The 20,736-nt window shown below is 63.1% G+C and carries 23 protein-coding genes; 13 read left to right on the forward strand and 10 right to left on the reverse strand.

The window, feature by feature from the left end; genetic code table 11:
• The first annotated feature begins 8 nt into the window (after positions 1-8).
• Together cydB and cydX are read left to right on the forward strand one after the other, a co-directional pair.
• Entirely contained in the window at positions 9-1,163 is a 1,155-nt protein-coding gene (gene cydB / locus ACQ4WS_RS23165; protein ID WP_436479358.1) for a cytochrome d ubiquinol oxidase subunit II, read from the forward strand.
• Positions 1,164-1,185: 22 nt separating this feature from the next.
• On the forward strand, positions 1,186-1,311 hold the full coding sequence (gene cydX, locus ACQ4WS_RS23170; RefSeq protein ID WP_092712907.1) for a cytochrome bd-I oxidase subunit CydX: 126 nt from the start codon (positions 1,186-1,188) through the stop codon (positions 1,309-1,311).
• 61 nt (positions 1,312-1,372) lie between these two features.
• Here the strand turns inward: cydX and ACQ4WS_RS23175 are convergent, their stop codons facing one another.
• Positions 1,373-1,585 carry a hypothetical protein gene (locus tag ACQ4WS_RS23175; protein ID WP_436479359.1) on the reverse strand — a complete coding sequence of 71 codons (213 nt, stop codon included), beginning with the start codon at positions 1,583-1,585 and terminating at the stop codon, positions 1,373-1,375.
• Between the two features lie 361 nt (positions 1,586-1,946).
• On the opposite strand from ACQ4WS_RS23175, the gene ACQ4WS_RS23180 reads away from it, so the two are divergent.
• Positions 1,947-2,666, forward strand: coding sequence for a hypothetical protein (locus ACQ4WS_RS23180; RefSeq protein WP_436479360.1), 720 nt, complete (start codon positions 1,947-1,949; stop codon positions 2,664-2,666).
• A 90-nt stretch (positions 2,667-2,756) separates the two neighbouring features.
• Here ACQ4WS_RS23180 and ACQ4WS_RS23185 read toward each other — a convergent pair whose 3' ends face one another.
• From ACQ4WS_RS23185 to ACQ4WS_RS23195, 3 genes are all read right to left on the reverse strand, one after another.
• Positions 2,757-3,146 carry a hypothetical protein gene (locus tag ACQ4WS_RS23185; RefSeq protein WP_436479361.1) on the reverse strand — a complete coding sequence of 130 codons (390 nt, stop codon included), beginning with the start codon at positions 3,144-3,146 and terminating at the stop codon, positions 2,757-2,759.
• A gap of 124 nt (positions 3,147-3,270) precedes the next feature.
• The gene (locus tag ACQ4WS_RS23190; RefSeq protein ID WP_436479362.1) at positions 3,271-3,645 is read right to left on the reverse strand and encodes a DUF1294 domain-containing protein; all 375 of its coding nucleotides are present in this window, start codon (positions 3,643-3,645) and stop codon (positions 3,271-3,273) included.
• Positions 3,646-3,703: 58 nt separating this feature from the next.
• Entirely contained in the window at positions 3,704-4,270 is a 567-nt protein-coding gene (locus ACQ4WS_RS23195) for a methylated-DNA--[protein]-cysteine S-methyltransferase (RefSeq protein WP_436479363.1), read from the reverse strand.
• 94 nt (positions 4,271-4,364) lie between these two features.
• Between ACQ4WS_RS23195 and ACQ4WS_RS23200 the strand changes: the two genes are divergently transcribed.
• Positions 4,365-5,114, forward strand: a complete 750-nt coding sequence (locus tag ACQ4WS_RS23200) for a nucleotidyltransferase domain-containing protein (RefSeq protein WP_436479364.1) — start codon at positions 4,365-4,367, stop codon at positions 5,112-5,114.
• Here the strand turns inward: ACQ4WS_RS23200 and ACQ4WS_RS23205 are convergent.
• Entirely contained in the window at positions 5,111-7,348 is a 2,238-nt protein-coding gene (locus ACQ4WS_RS23205) for a TonB-dependent siderophore receptor (RefSeq protein ID WP_436479365.1), read from the reverse strand. The two genes, ACQ4WS_RS23200 and ACQ4WS_RS23205, sit on opposite strands and share 4 nt — an antisense overlap.
• A 334-nt stretch (positions 7,349-7,682) precedes the next feature.
• Here ACQ4WS_RS23205 and ACQ4WS_RS23210 point away from each other — a divergent pair, with 334 nt between their 5' ends.
• Positions 7,683-8,546: a hypothetical protein gene (locus tag ACQ4WS_RS23210; protein WP_436479366.1), complete on the forward strand. Its 864-nt coding sequence runs from the start codon at positions 7,683-7,685 to the stop codon at positions 8,544-8,546.
• Positions 8,547-8,549: 3 nt separating this feature from the next.
• Here ACQ4WS_RS23210 and ACQ4WS_RS23215 read toward each other — a convergent pair whose 3' ends face one another.
• The 4 genes from ACQ4WS_RS23215 to ACQ4WS_RS23230 form a co-directional block, all read right to left on the reverse strand.
• Entirely contained in the window at positions 8,550-8,948 is a 399-nt protein-coding gene (locus ACQ4WS_RS23215; RefSeq protein ID WP_353657727.1) for a bacteriohemerythrin, read from the reverse strand.
• Positions 8,949-9,149: 201 nt separating this feature from the next.
• Positions 9,150-9,305, reverse strand: coding sequence for a hypothetical protein (locus ACQ4WS_RS23220; RefSeq protein WP_436479367.1), 156 nt, complete (start codon positions 9,303-9,305; stop codon positions 9,150-9,152).
• A gap of 151 nt (positions 9,306-9,456) precedes the next feature.
• Positions 9,457-9,642 (reverse strand): hypothetical protein, encoded by a 186-nt coding sequence (locus ACQ4WS_RS23225; protein WP_156894876.1) that lies wholly within the window; start codon positions 9,640-9,642, stop codon positions 9,457-9,459.
• A 136-nt stretch (positions 9,643-9,778) separates the two neighbouring features.
• Positions 9,779-12,298, reverse strand: a complete 2,520-nt coding sequence (locus ACQ4WS_RS23230; protein WP_436479368.1) for a PepSY domain-containing protein — start codon at positions 12,296-12,298, stop codon at positions 9,779-9,781.
• A gap of 202 nt (positions 12,299-12,500) precedes the next feature.
• Here ACQ4WS_RS23230 and ACQ4WS_RS23235 point away from each other — a divergent pair, with 202 nt between their 5' ends.
• The 3 genes from ACQ4WS_RS23235 to ACQ4WS_RS23245 all read left to right on the forward strand — a co-directional run bounded on the left by ACQ4WS_RS23235 (position 12,501) and on the right by ACQ4WS_RS23245 (position 15,876).
• Complete coding sequence (locus ACQ4WS_RS23235) at positions 12,501-13,601, forward strand: branched-chain amino acid aminotransferase (RefSeq protein WP_436479369.1); 1,101 nt, start codon at positions 12,501-12,503, stop codon at positions 13,599-13,601.
• A gap of 69 nt (positions 13,602-13,670) precedes the next feature.
• Positions 13,671-14,387 carry a ribonuclease T2 family protein gene (locus tag ACQ4WS_RS23240; protein ID WP_436479370.1) on the forward strand — a complete coding sequence of 239 codons (717 nt, stop codon included), beginning with the start codon at positions 13,671-13,673 and terminating at the stop codon, positions 14,385-14,387.
• Positions 14,388-14,460: 73 nt separating this feature from the next.
• Entirely contained in the window at positions 14,461-15,876 is a 1,416-nt protein-coding gene (locus ACQ4WS_RS23245; protein WP_436479371.1) for an MFS transporter, read from the forward strand.
• Positions 15,877-15,886: 10 nt separating this feature from the next.
• On the opposite strand, the gene ACQ4WS_RS23250 is transcribed toward ACQ4WS_RS23245, so the two are convergent.
• Positions 15,887-17,521 carry an acyl-CoA synthetase gene (locus ACQ4WS_RS23250; RefSeq protein ID WP_436479372.1) on the reverse strand — a complete coding sequence of 545 codons (1,635 nt, stop codon included), beginning with the start codon at positions 17,519-17,521 and terminating at the stop codon, positions 15,887-15,889.
• Positions 17,522-17,633: 112 nt separating this feature from the next.
• On the opposite strand from ACQ4WS_RS23250, the gene ACQ4WS_RS23255 reads away from it, so the two are divergent.
• From ACQ4WS_RS23255 to ACQ4WS_RS23275, 5 genes are all read left to right on the forward strand, one after another.
• Entirely contained in the window at positions 17,634-18,335 is a 702-nt protein-coding gene (locus tag ACQ4WS_RS23255; RefSeq protein ID WP_436479373.1) for a Crp/Fnr family transcriptional regulator, read from the forward strand.
• A 62-nt stretch (positions 18,336-18,397) separates the two neighbouring features.
• Positions 18,398-19,021, forward strand: coding sequence for a helix-turn-helix transcriptional regulator (locus tag ACQ4WS_RS23260; protein ID WP_436479374.1), 624 nt, complete (start codon positions 18,398-18,400; stop codon positions 19,019-19,021).
• A 20-nt stretch (positions 19,022-19,041) separates the two neighbouring features.
• Positions 19,042-19,428: a DUF2946 domain-containing protein gene (locus ACQ4WS_RS23265; protein ID WP_436479375.1), complete on the forward strand. Its 387-nt coding sequence runs from the start codon at positions 19,042-19,044 to the stop codon at positions 19,426-19,428.
• Positions 19,429-19,491: 63 nt separating this feature from the next.
• A complete protein-coding gene (locus tag ACQ4WS_RS23270; RefSeq protein ID WP_070279155.1) occupies positions 19,492-20,088 on the forward strand; it encodes an SCO family protein in 597 nt (198 codons plus the stop codon).
• Between the two features lie 19 nt (positions 20,089-20,107).
• The gene (locus tag ACQ4WS_RS23275; RefSeq protein WP_436479376.1) at positions 20,108-20,584 is read left to right on the forward strand and encodes a copper chaperone PCu(A)C; all 477 of its coding nucleotides are present in this window, start codon (positions 20,108-20,110) and stop codon (positions 20,582-20,584) included.
• The last annotated feature ends 152 nt before the right edge of the window (positions 20,585-20,736 follow it).

A 20,736-nucleotide genomic window follows, 5' to 3' on the forward strand; every position in this document is an offset into this window, starting at 1 on the left:
GCCAGACCATGATTTTGCATGAAATGATTTCTTACGAAACACTGCGCCTGATCTGGTGGTTGCTGATCGGCATCCTGCTGGTGGGCTTTGCCATCACCGACGGCTTCGACCTGGGCACGGGCATTCTGCTGCCCTTCGTCGGCAAGACCGACCTGGAACGCCGCGTCGTCATCAACAGTATCGGTCCCGTGTGGGAAGGCAACCAGGTGTGGCTGATCCTCGGTGGCGGCGCCATCTTTGCTGCCTGGCCGCAACTGTACGCCGTCTCGTTCTCGGGCTTTTACCTGGCCATGTTCGTCATCCTCGTGGCGCTGATCGTGCGTCCCGTGGCGTTCAAGTTCCGCAGCAAGCGCGAAGACCCGCGCTGGCGTGCCCGCTGGGATGCAGCCCTGTTCGTGGGCGGTTTCGTGCCGGCCCTGATCTGCGGCGTGGCGATAGGCAACGTGCTGCAAGGCGTGCCGTTCCGTTTCTCGCCGGACATGCACATCTTCTATGACGGCACGTTCTTTGCGCTGCTCAACCCGTTCGCCCTGCTGTGCGGCCTCGTCTCGGTGGCCATGCTGGTGATGCACGGCGCCACCTGGTTGCAGTTGAAGACGGACGGTGCCGTGGCCGAACGGGCGCGCCGCTACGGCAGCGTGGCGGCGCTCGCGACCGTCGTGCTGTATGCGCTGGCCGGCGTGGCCCTGTGGCTGTGGGTCGATGGCTACCGCATCAGCAGCGCGGTGGTGGTCGACGGTCCGTCGAACCCGATGCTGAAAACGGCGGAAGTGCACGTGGGCGCCTGGTTCCTCAACTTTGCCGCCCATCCCTGGACCTGGATCGCCCCAGCGCTGGGCCTGCTGTGCCCGCTGCTGGCCTTCGCTTTCCAGCGCGCGCGCCGCGAAGTGCCAGCCTTGCTGGCCAGCGCGGCCGGCATCGCCGGCATCATCCTCGGCGTGGGCGCGGCCATGTTCCCGTTCATTTTGCCCTCGTCGATCGATCCGCGCGCCAGCCTGACGGTGTGGGATTCCTCGTCCAGCCACATGACCCTGTTCATCATGCTGGTCGTCACGGCCGTCTTCATCCCCCTCATCGTGGCGTACACGACCTGGGTATATAAAGTGCTGTGGGGTAAAGTTGATGCAAAAGCAATCAAGGACGACACCGGTCACGCCTACTAAGAATGAAGGAAAGGAAATAATTATGTGGTATTTCGCCTGGATACTGGGTCTTCCGCTGGCGGCGACGTTCGCCGTGCTCAACGCGATGTGGTATGAAATCGCCGATGGCGACACGACGCCCGAGCAGTACCGCGACACGCCGAACTAGACGCGTGTCGGCTTGACTGGCCCCGCCCCATGCGCACGCATCGGGCGGGGCTTTTACTTGCTCAAAGCAAGATGAATTCGCCGCGGATGCGCAGCTTCATGCCGCGCGGTGCATCGGCGCCTGCCGCCACTGCCCAGGCCGTGATCCATTGCGCGCAGCGTTCCCGCTCGGCCGCATCGTGCACGTGTTGCAGGCGCGCATCAGCCCGGTCGATGCGCTGGGCCAGATACAGGCGCTGATCCATGGGATCCGTCTTTTTGCTGTAATGCTGCATGGCATTTCCTTCCCGTGTGGCAACGTTATTTGCTCATGGCATAGCCATGTACGCGCGGGCCTGGCGCCTGGATTCAGTTTCATGAAAATATAAAGCCACCGCAAGGGTGGCTGCTGGGGCGTAGCGCTCAGGCGGAGGGCTTGGTGGCAGGCTTGCGGGGGCAATGGCAATCGGCTCGCTGGCTGGAAAGCTTTCCTTGAGCGCGACATCAAGCGCTTGCTCTGCATGGCTTTCGCTGGCCGGAATGGCCGTGGCGCATGCTGATGTTTCCAGCCTGGCGCAGCGCGCCCGCTGCGCCTGCCGAAGGGGCCGATGGCGGCAGTCTGCTACACTGCGCTCCACTTTTATCGACGGAACCGCCATGACTTCCCTTTCTTTGCCGTACCGCGCCACCGCCACCCAAGCCTGTGCCTGGCTGGCGCAACAAACGGGCACCCCGTGGACCCTGGCGCGTTTGCTGGAGCAGGGCGGCTTGCCGTACGTCTGGCTCGATTACAGCGAAGCATGGGCCGAGCTGTTCCATGACGGCGTGACGCGCTATGCGGCGCCTGTCGTGTTCATCGGCGACAAAGAGCACCTGGCCTCTGGCGCCGATGACGTGTGGCTGCGCTTTACGCGCGACTCGGGCAACCTCGCCATCGAACTGAAGGCGCCGGGACTGCGCGTGCCGCTCGATGGCTTGCATTTCCAGGAGCGCGATCTGTTGCGTTTGCTCAAGGAGTTGCAGCATCCGCAGCCAGCAGAGGCAGAGCTTGACAAGGCGCCGGTGGTCTTGCCCAGCGCCTTGAAGGGCCTGGGCCGCGAGCAGATTTTGATTGCCTTTGCCGGCGTGGGCAAGGTCGACCTGGACGCAGGCATGGCCAGTGGCGTGGGTATTTTTGGCGACGATGGCGCCCGCGTGCGCAAGAATTCGCGCGGCGGCAAGAACAGCCACCTGTGGCATCCGGTGACGTTGGCGTTTGGTTTGCACGATGTGCACCGCGTGCCGATGGCACACCTGAAGAAGGCCTTCGCCACGCAGCCCTTGCTGCGCGAGTGGAAGGCGGACTGGCTGGAATCACTGCGCTTGCTGGGCGAGTAACAAGATCAATCAAGCCTGCCGCGCGTCGCACGTCCCGCTTTGCGCCAGCCGCGCCGGCATCTTGTTCGACGGCATCAGCCTTGCGATCGATTATTCGCTTTCCTCGATCCTGCCGCCGCATTGCGTATAGCAGGCTCTGTAATCTGCCGCGCATTGCCACGTTCCAGATGCGCTGGAGGAACAATATTGGCGTTTCTTCGAGCACAGTTCCCGGTCCGCATCTGTTTTCGCCACGGCCAGGCAGATGGAAACGGTACTGACGTTGCGCATCTCACAAGCTTGGGCCTGGGTTGCAGCAAGCTGCTCCTTGCCGGCAATGCATATTTGTTGATTGGTCCCGCAGCTCGTCACGCATTGACGCCCCGCATCGGAGTCCGGGGGAATAAAACGATAGCTTGTGCAGCCAGCCAACGTGATTGCGAAACAAATCGCAGCGGCAAGGCGGAACAAGAAGCAATTGTGGATTTGCAAGGTACGCATGGTCGAAAAGGGCTTTCCCGTGTAGATGAATTGGCTTGAATATCGTAAATATTGATATTCTGACAGGCGATCATTTCAAGAACAATGCGCTGCAATAATTGTTACATCTTGACGGGAGACAGTTTTACAGTTCGATGGGCGCCACCTCGGTGCCGATATCGGGCGCCGCGTAATGCATGCTGAAATACACGAAGGCGCCGATATTGAGGGCGACGGTGATCCAGAACACGATGCGGAATGAGCGCTTGCTGGACTTGTGGCGCAGCCATTGCTGGGCCAGCACGGCGCCAGGCCAGCCGCACAGCAGCCCCAATAGCAGCAAGGTGCGTTCCGAGGTGCGCCAGCGCCCCTGTTTGGCGGCCGACTTGTCGATCGCATAGGCGACGAAACAGCTCAGGCTCAGCACGCCATACACGAGGGCGACCAGGGCGGGAATGTGGAAAAAAAACGTGGCCAGTAAATACACAACAACAAAGAACAGGATGACAAGGTAGGGCATATGAGGTGTTTGCTTGAGCGGGGGCGTGAGTATCCCACAAGGGGAGCGATGCTGCAGCCTAAAACAAACAGCCTTGCGCCGTATCAACATGCACGGCGCGGCGGCGGGCGTGGCCCGTTTTCAGTGCTTCGCGGTCGCTGGACAGGGCGATGCCTTCCAGGGCCAACAAGCTTACCTTGGCATGCAAGCCGCCCGCAAAGCCTGTCAGTTCGCCCGTGGCGCCGATGACCCGGTGGCAGGGGGCGATGATGGAAATGGGATTCTTGCCGTTGGCGGCGCCCACGGCGCGCACGGCGGCGGGACGGCCGATCTGGCGCGCGATCTCGCCATAGCTGCGCGTCTGGCCGTACGGTATCGTCAGCAGCGCGCGCCACACTTCCTGCTGGAATGGCGTGCCGGAAAAATCGAGCGGCACGTCGAATTGCTGGCGCGTGCCGGCAAAATACTCGCCCAGCTGGCGCGCCGTTTCCAGCAGCACGGCGCAACTGTCATCTACGCGCATGGCGCCCAGGCGCACGCGGTTGGGTTTGTCGTTTTCCCACAGGATGGCGGCCAGAGCCGCCCCGCGCGCTACCAGGGTCAGCTCGCCCACGGGCGAGGGCACCACGATGCAGTCGTATTCCATGTTGCTTCCTTGATCAGATTGCGCCAGTGTAGCAGGGTGGCGGCAGGCTGCGTATCGCGTGTAGGATAGTGCTTTTCGGCACGGAGCACTGGCTGTGACACACATTTCCACCTATGACGCTATCCGCGCGATTGCCGCGCGGCTGGTGCGGCAGCAGCATCCCACGGCTGTGGCGGCCATCATCGGCGGCTCGTTCGCCACGGGCCGGCAGACGCCCAGTTCCGATATTGACTTGCTGCTGCTGTTCGAGCACGTCGGTTGCGCCTGGCGCTCGACCATCGTGGTCGAAGGGCGCACGGTGGAACTGTTCGCCCACGACGTGGCCACGTTCACGTATTTTTGCAAGGAAATCGATGCGCCAGGCGGCACGGTGCCGCTGGCAAGGATGGTGCTGGAAGGCGAGAACATCGCCGCGCCCGGAGCGCAGCACGCGCAGCTGCTGGCGCTGGCGCAAGCCATCGCCGCGGCCGGGCCACCCGTGCTCGATGTGGATAATTTGCAGCGGCGCCGCTACGCCATCACCACCGCGCTGGAAGACCTGGTCGACAGCCGCCACCCGGGCGAGGCGCTGACCGTGGCCTGTCAGCTGTACCCGGCGCTGGCCGACCTGCACTTGCGCGCGGCAGGCCAGTGGAGCGGCGAGGGCAAGCACCTGTTTCGCCGCCTGCAGGCGTTCGACGCCGCCATCGCCGGGCAACTCGACGGCGCGCTGCGCCTGGTCGCGGCAGACTTGCCGGCCGGCCAGCGCGCCTTCGAGCAAGTTGCCGCCGCCGTGCTGGCGCCCGTGGGCGGCCCTTTGCTCGATGGTTTTACCTTGCTGGCGCCCGCGCACTGGCGCGCTTAAAACGCCGTGCGCACGGCCAGGCTGATATTGCGCGGTTCGCCCCAGAACACGCCGTCGAAGAAGCCCACGTTGCGGTAGTACTTTTTATCGAGCAAGTTATTCACGTTCAGCTGCACGCTGGCATGCTTGCTGAGCGCATAGCTGGCCATGACGTTGTAGAGCGCATAGCCGGCCTGCGGGATGTCGGTGATGTCTCCCGAGGGCGGACGGCCGTACCACGATTCGCTGTAGGTGGCGCTTTGCGCCGTCATGCTGGCGCCCGCTTTCAAGCCAGCCAGGCGACCGTCGAAACGGTAGCTGGTGGCCAGGCGCAGCAAATGGCGCGGCTGCGTGGTGGCGGCGCGGCGGCCATCGGCCTCGGCCGCGTGCAGGTAGGTGTAGCCGCCGCTCGCTTCCCAGGCGGGCGTGATCTGGCCGGAAACGTCGAATTCCACGCCCTTGGCCGTCACGCCGGCGCCATTCGCCACCATGGCCTGGCCGCCGTCGGGCAGCAAAAAGCCGGGCGGTACCGTGCGGTCCAGCTCGGCCATGTTCTTTTTCTTCGTATGGAACAGGGCGGCCGAGGCGTTCAGCTTGCCTTCATAAAATTCGCCCTTGATGCCCAGTTCCGCATTGTCGCCCGTTTCCGGCGCCAGGAACTTGTCGTTGCGGTCCTTGCTCGATTGCGGGTTGAACAGCTGCGTGAAGCTGGCGTACGCCGAATATTGCTTGTTGATGTCGAACACGGCGCCCACATAGGGCGTGACTTCATTGCGCGTTTCCACGAAGTCGCCGCTGCCCGTGTACACGCCTTGCGTGTTGTAGTTGTGCGTGTCCGTGCGGTAAGTACTGCTGCGCGCGCCGATGATCAGGTGCAGCGGATCGGCCAGGCTCAAACGTGTGGCCACATAGCCGCCCGCCAGGCGCGTCACGGTCTCCGTGTGCGAGCCGTCCGGGTGGAACACGGGGCGGGGAATGTTGCCCGTCCAGCTGCGGTAATCAGGGATAAAGTCCGGGTAATTGATTTCCGCTTCGCCGCCCAGCGAGCGTGAGCGCTGGTTGCCGCCGTTCCAGCCGACGATGGCCGTGTGCTTGCGCCCCAGCAAGGTGAAGGGACCGCTGGCGTACACGTCGAAATTGTCGCCCGTTTTCTTGCCTGCGCCCCAGGCACCCGTCCATAGTTTCATGCCTTCGCCCGTGGCGGGATCGGGATAACCTTTGCCTGCATAGAGAACGGTGGTGCGGTTCGTGCTTTCCGTGCGCGCATAACCCAGGTGCATATTCCAGTTACCGGGCAGGCGCTGGTCCACCGAGGTAAATACCGTATGCTGCTTGTTGGCCCAGGTGCTCCATGGCGTCGTCCAGCTGGTGTTGCGCGGCAAGTTGGCCAGGCTGCCATCCGCGTTCCAATAGGGCACGGCGCCCCAGGTGGCGCCCGTGGGCTGGTTGTCCTGGAAATCGACGCCGGCCGTCAGCAGGGTGCCGGGACGCAGGTCCGCCTCGACGATGAGCATGCCGACCGTCTTGCGTTCGTGATACATGTCCAGGTAGGAATCGCGTTTTTGCCACGCCAGGGCTGTGCGGGCGCGCACGCTGCCCTCCGCGTTCAGTGGCGTGGAAAGGTCGGCCTCGAAGCGCTGGTCATCCCAGCGGCCCATGATGAGGCCGGCGCTGGCCTGGAATTCCTTCGTCGGCCGCTTGCGTAGCATGTTGATGGTGGCCGACGGGTCGCCCTTGCCGCCCATCAGGCCGGTGGCGCCGCGCACGACTTCGATGCGGTCGTACAGGATGGTGTCTTGCAATGGCGCATTGCCGCCGCGCGCCATGCCATCGATCTGGATATTGTTGATGCCGAAGCCGCGCGCATAAAAGGTCGTGCGCTCCGTATCGTTCTGGCCCACCTGGATGCCCGTTGTCTGTGCCAGCGCCTGGTCCAGGCGCACGGCGCCCAGGTCGTCGAGCAGCTGGCGCGTGATCACGCTGAGCGATTGCGGCGTTTCGCGCAGGGACAGGTCCATGCGCGTGGCGCTGCGCGTTTCGCCTGCCGTGTACGATTGCGTGCCTTCCGTGGTGGCCGTCGACTGGCCTGTCACGGTGACGGCCGGCATGGTAACGTCGGCCGCAGCGGCATCGGCGGCCTGGGCCGGCAAGACCACGCCGGCGGCAAGGCTGAGCAGGCTGATGTGTAATAAACGGGGGAGGGGGCGCAAGGCGGGCTGGCGCGAAGAAGAGAAGACGGTAGTCGATTGCATCATGTTCCTGAAATATTGTAGTCGTGTGTTTTCCTATCTCGTCTGGCGAGGTGCGCAGTAGCTGGGGGGATGGCGTGATGCTGGCCCGTGGTCTGGCTTGGATAGCAGTTCCACCGCAAGGCCCGGCGCAGTCGGGCAGTGGAAAAGAAGGGCGCGCGACTCCCGTCACTTTCGTGAATGAGAATCATTATTAATATAGATCATATTTGCCAAATAATCAAGTGTGCGCACCAAAGGAGTGCAGACAGGCGTGCAGGTGGGCCAAGGGCGGCGCATCGGCTGGCCTTCTGCGATAATGCAGGCGCTGATAAAATATTTTCCTCATTGAAAGAAATGCATGCGTACATGGATCGCTTGTGCCGGCTGCTTGTGTGTCGTGTCGCTGGGCCAGGCCCAGGAACACGCGCCGCCGCCGGCTGTTCCGGCGCCGCTGCAGAGCGCCAGCGTGCCGCCCGCCGCCGTGCTTCCACCGCCCCTTGTAGCGCCACCTCTTGTGCCTGCCACACCCGTGGCGCCAGCGGCGAGCGCAGACGAAGCCTTGCCACCGCAGACGGTGACGATCACGGCCAGCAGCGACGCCAAGGCGGCGCCGCGCGTGCGTTTCATGGCCTACCGCGAAAGTTATCTGACGGCCAGGAAAGTGTGGCAAGTGTCGAGCGGCAGCGTGGTCATGGCCCTGCGCCTGATTCCTGCCAAACTGAGCGCCACCATCGACGATGTGCGCGTGGCTCTGCAAGGCAATGGCGCTCCCGTGCCGATCAAGGTGTCCGATGGCGGCGTATTTGTCGTACCGCTCAACGAGGACATCGCCGTGCAGGATGGCACTTTTTTGGTCAACAAGGGCAGGGGCGAGTTGACGGCGAATATCGTCCTGCAGCCGTCCGTGGCGCGCGATGCGTGGAATGTCACGCGCGTGGGGCAAGTCTTGCACGACGCGCGGCGCGCCGTGCGGGCGATCACGCCGTGGTACAAGCGGCCGTTCGCCAACGATGTGCAATCGCTGGCGTTTTGCGCTGCCGAGCGGGGCAGTGCCTTGCAGTTGATGGATGGTGAACAGCTGATCGCCACCTTGCCCATGCACGAGCCGGCCGTCAATGACATCAACCAACCCGTGTTTTGCAAGATTTTCGACGGTGAAGACAAATACCCGGGACACTATCGCGTCGTCTTGCCCGAGCAGGCCACGGTGCTGCTGCTGTAGCGATTAGCTGGGTTGGCGCTGTACCAGCTCCAGCGCCGCCGCCAGGGCCAGGTCCATGGTGGCCTGATGGAAGATCAGCCATTGCGGCAAGAGCGACAGCGCATGGCGCCCCTGTTCCAGATCGCCTTCATCGACGGCGGCCCAGGCATGGTGCAAGCCGCTGAGTACGCGCGCATGCTGTTCGCGGTGGTTGGCCAGCGAGGGAAAGGCAATTTGTTCCATCAAATCCTCTTCCTCGCGGAAATCGCGTTCGACGGCTGCAATCAGCTCGCGAAACGCCACGCTGAAATGCTGGTCGCTCAATTGCCCCAGTCGCGCCAGCTCCTGAAACAGCGCCTCATGCGCTTCGTCGATGACGGGAACCCCCAGCGCCATCTCATCCTTCCAATGCGATTTACCCATGCTGATGCTCCAGGTTAAGTCCGTCGCGGTGCGAAGCGGACTGTTCCAGTGTGGACGCAGCGAAGGGGAAAATCCATGACTTGGATCAAAAATATGGTGAAGAGGGGGTGAAGGAAATACGGAAAAACAAAGGGGAGGAGGGAACAAATCCCCACCCGCAATAACGCGGTTTTTGACGGTGAATGCCACTAGCGAGCGCGCTTATTGCTTGGGCCAATGGCTCCACATGGCATGGGCATCGACATTCGGTACTTGCAGCTGCTGTCCTGCCGATAACTGCATCGTATCCCTCAGCACGAGGGGGGCGAGCAGCAAGGCCGACAGGGCAAGGCAGGCCAGCACTTTGAGCGTCAACATGGTCGTCTCCCGGTGTCCCGGTGGCGGCGCGGGGATGCGGCGCCTGCCGGTCACTTCCTTATGTACTACCATGCTTGCAGTTTAGTTCATCTGATCGTAACTTCAACTTATTGCTGTGATGCACCGCACCAGTTATCGCTGGTGACAGCTCCTATTTCGCCTTGCGCCCGCGCCGTGGCTTGCCTGCCGCGGGCAGGAAAGAGTCGAACCATACTTGCGTCAATTGCCGCGTATTTTTCGCCGCTTCGCGCTTGACGGCGGCCGTGGCGTGGCCGCGTGCTGTGTTGGCGATGCGGTTGGCGGCGCTCAGATACATGCTCATCCAGGGGTTTTTCATGGGGTGCCTCGCAGACAGTGAGTGGTGCGGCGGGTGTATCTCCATGCCGCGATGTCCCCACTCTAATCCGATGGCTGGCGCTGACTGTGCGCTTGCCCACATAGCCGGGCGGCGCCGGGGGGCTGCTTGATGTGTTTCAATACACGTCGCGGCGGTAGCGTCCGGCCGCCAGCAGGGCATCGAGACCCTCGTGGCCCAGCACTTCTTGCAGTACAGCATCGATTCCTGCCGCCATGCCTTGCAAGCTGCCGCAGACGTAGACGATGGCCCCTTGCGCCAACCAATCGCGCAGCTCATCGGCGCAGGCGCGCAGGCGGTCCTGCACATATTCACGTCTGCCACCTTCCTTGCCATCGCGTGAAAAGACGCGGTCCAGGCGCGCCAGGTGGCCAGCGTCGAGCCAGCCTTGCAACTCTGCGCCGCAGACGCTGTCAAAAGCTTGCTGGCGCTCGCCGAACAGCAGCCAGTTGCGGGCCAGCCCCGCCCACTGGCGCGCGCGCAGATGGGCGCGCAGGCCAGCCAGGCCGGAGCCGTTGCCGATATAAATGCAGGGCACGTCCACCAGGGTAGGTGCGAAGGCGGGATTGGCTTGCAGACGCAAACGGATGCCGGCGCCCAGCGGCGCGAAGCGCGTGAGCCAGCCGGAGCAGACGCCATGGCCCTGGTTGTCAATGCCCGCATGGCGTTCCTGACGCACCAATAGTTGCAGTTCACCGTCGGACGGCAGCGAAGCGAGTGAATAGCTGCGCGGCGCGTGCTGCGCGTGATGCGCATCGCCATCGCTGCCATCCGCATTGCACCCGATGATGTCGGCCAGCGCGCCCGCTTCCCAGGTGGCGCCGGCCGGGCCCGTCAAGGTGATTTCATGCAGTTCGCCGCCCAGGCTGCCCGGATTGAGCAGCACGCGGCGCGCCAGGCGCCATTCGGCATACGATGCTGCTTCCTGCACGCCGATGGCGTCGATGGCGCTGCCGCTGCAGCGGGCCAGCGCTGTGGACCAGTCGGCCAGGGCGGCGGGGTTGTGCTTGTCCACTTCGATCAGCGGGAACAGGGGCGTGGCGCCCAGTGTTTGTAATTGTTGCGCCAGCGCATGGCCAAAGCCGCAGAAGGCGCTGTAATGGCGGTCGCCCAAGGCCAGCATACCGAATTCCAGGCCCGCCAGCGGCGTGCCCGCCGTTTGCTGCAACAGGCGCGCAAAGCGGCGCGTGCCATCCGGCGCCTCGCCCTCGCCAAAGGTGCTGGCGACGATCAGGGCCCGCTCGTACTGACGCAATTGCGCGGGATCAAACCGGTCCAGCGACTCTACGTCGACGTCCACGCCTGCCTGCTGCAGGGCGCGCGCGCTTTCCAGGGCCAGACGCTCGGCCTGGCCCGACTGGCTGGCATAGGCCACCAGGGTCGGCAAGCCTGTATTCGCCTTGCCGGGATTTCCAGCCAGCAGAGCCCGCTGCGCCTGCACAGCCCGCTTTGCCTTGCGGCGGCCCAGGTACAGCATCCAGCCCGTGATGGCGAACAGGGGCAGGCCCAGGCTGGCCACGGTGACGATAATGCGGCCCGGCAAGCCAAAATACGTGCCCATGTGCAACGGATAAATGATGTTGACGAGGCGCGTCCCCAGCGCTTGCTGGCTGTACGGTTCGTTTTCCGTGAGCGTACCATCGGCCGGGGCAATGCTCATGCGGCTGCGCGCCCGCTCGTGCGGCGCATCGCTGGACAGCCACGTGAATTGCACGGCTTCGCCGGGGCGCGTCGGCAGGCGCACCGTGGCCAGGGTCCAGCCGGGGGCGTGTTGCTGGAAGCTGCTCCAGGCCAGGCTGAGGTCGACGGCGGGGACGTTCTCCTTGGACGTACGCTTGGACGATTGCGCCACTCTAGGCGGCTTGCCGGCCCAGGCGTCGATATTGTCGCGCACCACGTCATAGCTCCAGTAAATGCCCGTCAGGGTCAGCGCCACGTAGACCACCAGGCACCAGGTGCCGGCCACGGCGTGCAAATTCCACAGGAAGGAGCGGCCCTTCTGGGCCGGGTCGAAGGTCAGCCAGGTGCGCCAGTCCAGCGGACGGCGGGGCCAGCGCAGATACAGGCCGGAGACGGCCAGTCCCAGCAGGCACAGGGCCAGCGCGCCCGCCACTTGCCGGCCCGGATCGCGGGGCAGCAGTAGCCAGCGGTGCAATGACTCCGTCCACTCGAAAAAGCCCGCGCCCATCAACGCGGGCTGGGTCGCACCCGTGTACGGATGGACATAAATGGACTCGCCGCGCCGCTGGCCGTTCTTCGGCGCGAAGAATATGCGGGGCGCCGCTCCCGCTTCTGCATACATGGTGATCGAGGCCACGCGCTGGCCGTGTTCGGCAGCGGCGATGTTGCTTAACTGGCCCGGCGTCAGCGGCGCCCGGGTTTCCACGGCGACATGGCGCACGCCGGGGTTCATGACATCGAGCAATTCCTCCTTGAAGGCCAGGGTGGCGCCGCTCAGGCCGATAATCACCAGCACCGTGCCAGCCGTGATGCCGATGAACCAGTGCAGTTGAAACCACACCTGCTTCCAGCTCCAGTGCCAGCGCCGTTGTTGCGGGGCGGCAAGCTGACGCTGCTGGAGGGTGTCCGGCGTCTCGTCGGCGCTGGCGCGCAACTGGGGGAGGGAGGAACTGGTCATGAATAAATCGGCTTTCGATAGCGCCGCCATGCGGGGCGTCGGGCATGGCGTGGAAGAAGGAAGGCTGATATTTTAACGCAAACGAGAATCATTCGCAAATGATGGCGCCCTGTTTGCGCGGCGCGGGGGCCATCCTCGTTTGCCTGATTGGGCGCCATAGGCGCTACAATAGGGATACTCTTCACTCGTTCCCATTGCTGCCATGACCACTTCCACACCGAATCTCGTCGTCACCCCGTCCGCCCACCCCTTGTCCGACGCCGAGCGCGCCGCGCGCATGGTCAATCCCGCCTTTGGCCGCATCTTCACCGACCACATGGTGGTGATTCCTTACCGCGACGGCAAGTGGCAGCAGGGCGAATTGAAGGCTTATGGCCCTTTGACGCTGGACCCGTCCGCGTCTTCCCTGCACTATGGCCAGGCCATCTTCGAAGGGTATAAAGCGTTTGCCCAGCCCGATGGCAGCATCAAGACTTTCCGTCCAGAACAAAATGCCGCGCGCTTCAACCGCAGCGCCGCGCGCCTGGCCATGCCAGCCATCCCTGTCGAACTGTTCCTGGAAGCGGGCGACGCGCTGATTGCGCAAGACCGCAACTGGGTGCCGAAGCACACGGGCGAGAGCCTGTACATGCGTCCGCTGATGATCGCCACCGACCCTTACCTGGGCGTGCGTCCTTCGGAAGAATACCTGTTCGTGCTGTTCGCCTCGCCGGCTGGCGCCTATTTCCCGAAAGGCGTGAAACCCGTTACCGTGTGGATCAGCGAAGACTTCGTGCGCGCCGCGCCGGGCGGCACGGGTGAAGCCAAGTGTGCAGGCAACTACGCGGCCAGCCTGATGGCCCAGTCGCAAGCACAGGAAAAGGGCTGCGACCAGGTCGTCTGGCTCGACGCCGTGCACCGTGAATTCATCGAAGAAATGGGTGGCATGAACTTGTTCTTCGTCTATAAAGATGGCGAGAAAGTCACCGTGGTGACGCCGGAACTGACGGGCACCTTGCTGCCAGGCATTACCCGCCGCAGCCTGCTGGAAATGGCGAAAGACCTCGGCTATGCGACGGAAGAGCGTAAATTGTCCGTCCAGCAATGGCGCGACGACATCGCCTCGGGCCGCATGACCGAAGTGTTCGCCTGCGGCACGGCCGCCGTCATCACGCCGGTGGGCGTGGCCAAGGCCAATGGCTTTGAAATGACCATCAACAATAATGAAAACGGCGCCGTCACCCTGGCCCTGCGCGAAGCGCTGCTGGGCTTGCAGCATGGCACGGCACCGGATACGCATGGCTGGATGCACAAGGTTTGTTAAGCAGCTTGTTGGATTGATACCGCGCCGGCACTCAGTTGCCGGCGTTTTATATTCTGAAAGGGAAACCCTATGCAATTGAGAACTGTCTTGCCGGCGCTGGCCGCCGTTTTCCTCAGCCTGTCCGCTGGCGCCGCGCATGCGGCCGACGCCACCTGCGCCATTCCCCGTAACGTCAGCTATGTCGATTACGACGTCAAGCCGTCGGACGAGAAAAACACCTGCTACAAGCAAAGCACCAACGTGCCCACCGATTACTTCATGCTGGCGTTGTCGTGGTCGCCAGGCTTTTGCGACAGCCAGCGCCGCCGTGGCGCGGTGTCGAAAAAGGCCGCCTTCCAGTGCGCCGACAGCAACCAGTTCGGCTGGATCGTACATGGCTTGTGGGCGCAGTCCAACAAGCCCGCCACCTGTGACGACATTTCCGTGACGCCGCCGCGCAAGACGGACTTGCACCCACGCTATTGCAAGGGCAATCTGCCCAAGCTGGCGCCATCCGAGATTTTGCCCTACATGTGCATGCAGCCGGGCGAAGCCTTGTTGCAGGGCGAATGGGAAAAGCATGGCGCCTGCGATTTCGATACGGCCAAGCAGTATTTCGAGAAAGAACGCGAACTGTTCCAGGCCTTGAAGTTGCCGGACTCCACCATGCCAAAAAACGCGCTGTTCCAGTGGATGAAGCAGCACAACCCGCAACTGAAGGGCCGTTGGCTGGGCTATGAAAAGCACTCGGGCGAGTTGCGCATCTGCTACTCGAAGGATTTCAAGGTCATCGACTGCCAGAAGTAAGCTTGCCGCTCCTGCAGCTTTCCCTCATACATGCTAGTGTATTGCCCGGATCAGCAAGATGAACAGGTAGTCTATGCAGCAGTCTATGCAGCGGCACACGCAAGCCGTGATGGTGGGCGAGGACGGCTTGCCGCCCGGCGCCCGTTTATGGGCCATGCTGGCGCTGGCCATCGGCGTGGGCATGGCCTCGCTCGATACGGCGATCGCCAACACGGCCTTGCCGGCCATCGCCAGCGAGCTGCACACGACGCCGGCCGCCTCCGTCTGGATCGTCAACGTCTATCAACTGGCCATGGTGGCGACCTTGCTGCCGTTTTCCGCCCTCGGCGAAATTGCCGGCTACCGACGCGTGTTTATCTCCGGCATGTTCCTGTTTACGTTGGCGTCGCTCGCCTGCGCACTGGCCTGGTCCTTGCCATCGCTGGTGGTGGCAAGGCTGTTTCAAGGCGTCGGCGCCAGCGCCATGATGAGCGTCAATACGGCGCTGCTGCGCGCCCTGTACCCTAAACATTTGCTGGGCCGCGCGTTTGGCAACAATGCGCTGGTGGTGGCCGTCGCGTTCGCCATCGGCCCCACGGCCGCCTCGCTGATCCTGGCAACGGCGTCGTGGCCATGGCTGTTTGCCATCAATGTGCCGCTGGGCGTGGCGGGCTTTTTCCTGGCCAGCCGCATGCTGCCGGCGACAAAACTGTCCGGGCACACGCTCGATGCGCGCACGGCGCTGTACAACGTGGGCGCCTTCGGCTTGCTCATTTTGCTGTTCGGCGACGCGGCCCATCACGCGTCCAGCGCCGTCTTGCTGGCGGAACTGGTGGCCGTGGCCGTGTTCTTTATCTTGCTGCTGCGCCGCCAGGCGGGGCATGCGGCGCCCATGTTGCCGATCGACCTGTTCCGCCGTCCATTATTCCTGCTGTCGTCGCTGACGGCCATCTGCACGTTTGCGGCGCAGGGGCTGGCCTTCGTCTCGCTGCCATTCTATTTTGAAGTGACACTGGGCCGTTCGCCCGTTGAGACGGGTTTTTTGATGACGCCGTGGGCCGTGCTGGTGGCCGTGATGGCGCCCGTGGCCGGGCGTTTGAGCGACCGTTATTCACCTGGCGTGCTGGGCGGTATCGGCCTGGCGGCGCTGGCTGGCGGCTTGCTGACCCTGGTGTGGATGCCGGCCCACCCCAGCGTGTTTGACATCGGCTGGCGCATGGCCTTGTGCGGCATCGGCTTCGGTTTCTTCCAGGCACCTAATTTGAAAGCCATCATGGGCAGCGCACCGCCCGAGCGGGCCGGCGGCGCCAGCGGCGTGGTGGCCACCTCGCGCCTGATCGGCCAAGCGACGGGCGCGGCGCTGGTCGCCTACTGCTTTACCATTTCCGCCAGCCGGGGCACGACATATGCGCTGTGCCTGGCGGCAGGGTTCGCTGCCGTGGCCAGCATCGCCAGCTTTGCGCGCCTGGTGGTGGCGCAGCCGGCGTGGCTGCAAGGCAAGCGCGACTGACAGGTCTTGATCAGACGTCGATGGCCTTGTCCGACTGCATGCGCTTGCGCAATTCGAACTTCTGGATCTTGCCTGTCGACGTGCGGGGCAGGGGGCCGAAATAAATGGCTTTCGGCACCTTGAAGCCAGCCAGGTTGTTCTTGCAAAAGGCGATCAATTCCGCTTCCGTCACCGTGCCGCCTTCGCGCAGCTCGACAAAAGCGCATGGCGTTTCACCCCATTTCTCGTCCGGCTGGGCGATGACGGCGGCGGCCAGCACTTGCGGGTGGTGGTACAGCGCATCTTCCACTTCCACGCTGGAAATATTTTCTCCGCCGGAAATGATGATGTCCTTGCTGCGGTCCTTCAGCTTGATATAGCCGTCCGGATACATGACGCCCAGATCGCCCGTGTGGAACCAGCCGCCGGCGAACGCTTCCTGCGTCGCCTTTTCATTTTTTAAGTAACCCTTCATGCAGATGTTGCCACGGAACATGATCTCGCCGATCTGTTCGCCGTCGGCCGCCACGTGCTGCATGGTTTCCGGGTCGATCACGGCGACAGCGCTTTGCAAGTGGTAGCGCACGCCCTGGCGCGACTTTAATACGGCCCGCTCTTCCTGGCTCAAGGCTGCCCACTCGTCCTGCTCGGCGCAGATGGCGGCCGGGCCATACACTTCCGTCAAGCCATACGAGTGGATCAAGTCAAAACCCATGGCTTCGATCTTCGCCACCATGGCCGCTGGCGGTGGCGCGCCAGCCACCATGCCGCGCACGGTCCAATCGATGCCGTCGCGCCAGTTGGCCGGCGCGTTGGCCAGGGCCGCGTGCACGATGGGCGCGGCGCAATAGTGGGTGATGCGCAATTCGCGCATCAGGTCGAACACGAGTTTCGGTTCGAACTTGCGCAGGCAGACGTTGACGCCGGCGCGGGCGGCGATGGTCCACGGGAAGCACCATCCATTGCAGTGGAACATGGGCAAGGTCCACAGGTAGACAGCATGCTTGGGCATGTCCCACTCTAATATGTTCGACAGGGCATTCAGGGCCGCGCCACGGTGGTGGTAGACCACGCCTTTCGGGTCACCCGTGGTGCCGGACGTGTAGTTCAAGGCGATGGCATCCCATTCGTCCGCCGGCCCCTGCCAGTCGTATTCGGGGTCGCCGCTGGCCAGCAAGCTTTCATAGTCGAGGTCGGAAAAGGCTGCCACTTCCGGGCCCAGCACGTCGTTGACCTGGATCACGCGCAAGCCGGGAATCTGCGCCGCCATCTGGCGCGCCAGCTCGGCAAATTCCGTGTCGGCCAGCAGTACCTTGGCTTGGCCATGGCGCAGCATGAAGGTCAGCGAGGCCAGGTCGAGGCGGATGTTCAGGGCATTGAGGACGGCGCCGGCCATCGGGACGCCGAAGCTCGCTTCCACCATGGCGGGGGTATTCGGCAGCATCACGGCCACCGTGTCGCCCGTGCCCACGCCCAGCTTGATGAGGCTTGACGCCAGGCGGCGCGTGCGCGCATACGTTACGCCCCACGTCTGGCGCACGGCGCCATGTGCAATTGCCAGGCGATTGCCATATACTGCGGCTGCCCTGGCGATATAGTCGAGCGGGGTGAGGGCGGCGTAGTTGGCGCTGTTTTTGCCGAGGCCGGTGTTGAAATCAGCTGTCATGCTTGTCTCCTGGTAAAAAATCTCTAGCTCCCTGTTTCGGGATTGATACCGGTGAGCATAGCACCGGCGTTGGAAAATCACTGTCATCTTAGTGACAAGTCTGAAAGATGGAATGGATAGCAACGACAGTGTAGACCGTGCCGTGCCTGAACTCGATAGCCACGACTGGTTCACGGCCCTCGATAGCCGGCATCAGGCCCTGTTGCGCGCCGGCAGTGTGCTCCGGCATTACGCGGCGGGCGCCTTCATCACGCGGCGCGGCGAACCGTCGGCGCACTGGATCGGCGTGCACACGGGCTTGATCAAGCTGGCCGTCTACAACGCCGATGGGCGCGGCGCCACGTTTTCCGGCGTGCCGGCGGGCGGCTGGTGTGGCGAGGGTAGCGTGCTCAAGCGCGAACTGCGCCGCTACGACGTGGTGGCCGTGCGCGCCGCGGACCTGATCCTCGTGCCGGTGGACTTGTTTCATCTGCTGCTGGCCGAGAGCCTTTCCTTCAACGCCTTCGTCATTCGCCAGTTGAACGAACGCATGGGCCAATTCATCGCCACCATCCAGAACCAGCGCCTGCTGGCCGTCGACGCGCAAGTGGCGCAAGCCATCGCGCAGCTATTTCATCCCATGTTATACCCGCGCACCTCCAGGGTGCTTGAGCTGTCGCAGGAAGAAATCGGCTTGCTGACCGGTATTTCGCGCCAGCGCGTGAACCTGGCGCTGGGCCGCCTCGCCGAATTAAAACTGATCAGCATCGCCTACCAATCCATCCGCGTGGTCGACCTCGATGGCTTGCGCCGTTATGGCGTGGCGTCGCTGTGATGACAGACTGCTTGCGCGATGTGTGGCATGCTGATGACTCGTTCACCACCTTGACCTGACGCATGGCCCTCGTTTCCGATCATCCCTTGCACTTGCTGGGCTTGCGTTTTCCGCTCAGGCTGCGCGTTACCGTGCGCCAGGGTTTTGTGACTTTGCATAATGAAATCACCACCAAGAAGCTGGCCAGCGGCGACAGTTTCGTCGTGCCCGCTTTCCTGCGCTTTGCCTGCGACGTGATGCCGGGGCGGGGCAAGCCGGCCGTGTTCACGCTGGCGCTGGAAGGCGATGAAACGGATACCGGTCACGGCGGCGGCAAGCGCTGGAGCCAGGCGCTGGCGCAGCACATCTTTGATACGCCGCAAGGCAAATGGACGGCGGCGCGTCTGGCGGCCCTGTGGCAAGTGACGCCGCACAAGGCCAGGGCGCGGCTGTTTTCCGAGGGAGAAGCACTGCTCAGCCTGGTGCGCGAACAGCGTTTGGCGCATGCGCTGCACACGGCGGCGCAAGCGGATGCCGATGGCGAAGACGGCGAGCGCGACCTGGCGCAAGTGGCCGCCGGCTCCGGCTTTGCCTCGATCCCCGCGTTTTGCGACGCCTGCGTGGACGTGGCCGGCGTGCGCCCCAGCCTGTTCCTGCGCGGCCACGCGGGCGCGCCTGCACAACGCGATAGCCATACTCCGCTATAATCGGGGCCATGGGATCTTTATTGAAGCGCAAACAGTGGCATATGTGGTTCGCCTGCCTGGCGATACTGCTCAATGCGCTGTCGCCGTCCCTGTCGTATGCGTTTGCCTCGCTGCAGGCGAATGCGAATGGGGCCGTCGTCGAGATTTGCTCGGCCAGCGGCGCCGTCTACACGCAAGCGTACCTGGCGCCGGCCGCCAAGTCCACCACCGATTCCGTGCTGCACCACATCGAGCATTGCCCGTTCTGCATGAGCCATGCGGGCAGTGCGGGCCTGCCGCCTTCATCATCCTCGCCCCTGGCCGTCATCACGGGCCACGACCACTATCCGCCATCGTTTTACCAGGCGCCGCGAGCGCCATTCGCGTGGCTGGGCGCCAGCCCGCGCGGCCCCCCTTTGGCTGCCTGAGCACACCAGTCACGCCTTCCACGTCTTAACTGTATCCACTACGCCCATCGGGCCGGAATTGCCATGAAACGTCGTCTTTTTCTTCTCGCAGGTACGGCGGGATTGCTCACGCTTGCCGCTTGCGAACCTGCGCCGAAACCCCATTACAACGGTCTGGACTTGACGGGAGGCGATTACAAGCCCGACTTCAAGTTGAGCGGCCCCGACGGCAAGGTCTACACCCTGGCCGACTTCAAGGGCAAGTATGTGATGGTCTTCTTTGGCTTCACACAATGCCCTGACGTGTGCCCGACAGCCCTGTCGCGCGCGCTGGAAATCCGCCAGAAACTGGGGCCGGACGCTGACAAACTGCAAGTGATCTTCATCAGCATCGACCCCGAGCGCGATACGCCCGAGTTGCTGGGAGAATACATGCGCGCCTTCGACCCCAGTTTCCTGGGCTTGCGCACGGACCCGCAGGCGACGGCGCAGACTGCCTTCAATTACAAGGTCTTCTACCGCCGCGTGCCGAGCGGCAGTTCTTACACGATGGACCACACGGCCATCAGCTATGTGCTCGATGCCGAGGGACGCATGCGCCTGGGTCTGAAACACCAGTTGACGGGCGACGAGTGCGTGCAGGACATCAAGACCCTGATGAAATCGAAATACACCTTATAACCATAGTGAGGAAATAATCATGACCCATCTGAAAACCCTGCTGGCCACGGCCCTGACCGTGCTGTCCTTCTCCGCCGTTGCCCAGACTTCCGTGCAGATTAGCGACCCGTGGGTGCGCGCCACCGTGCCGCAGCAAAAAGCCACGGGCGCCTTCATGCAGATCACGGCGCCAAAAGCCATGCGCCTGCTGGAAGTGCGCTCGCCCGTGGCCGGCGTGGCGGAAATCCATGAAATGAGCATGACGGACAATATGATGCGCATGCGCCAGGTCAAGGAAATCGCCTTGCCAGCCGGCAAAGCCGTCGAACTCAAGCCGGGTGGCTACCACGTGATGCTGCTCGAACTCAAAGGGCAGGTGAAGGCGGGCGACAAGATCCCGCTGACCCTGGTCGTCGAAGGCGAGGACAAGCGCCGCGAAACGATCGAAGTCAATGCCGTGGCGCGTCCGCTGGGCGCCACCTCGACGTCAACCGCGATGCCGGCGATGAAGCACTAAGCTACGGCAATGCCCTTGAAAAACCCGCTTCGCGGTAATGCCGTTCAGTTAAGCAGGTTTTCGTAGAACGCGCATGGCATAGCGCTTTGGTTTTGCCTTGACGGCCCGGTCGAATTTTCGATCGGGCCGTTCGTCATTGAGAAGACTAACCA

Source organism: Janthinobacterium leeuwenhoeki, assembly GCF_051380795.1.
In the GTDB taxonomy this organism is placed as follows: domain Bacteria; phylum Pseudomonadota; class Gammaproteobacteria; order Burkholderiales; family Burkholderiaceae_D; genus Janthinobacterium.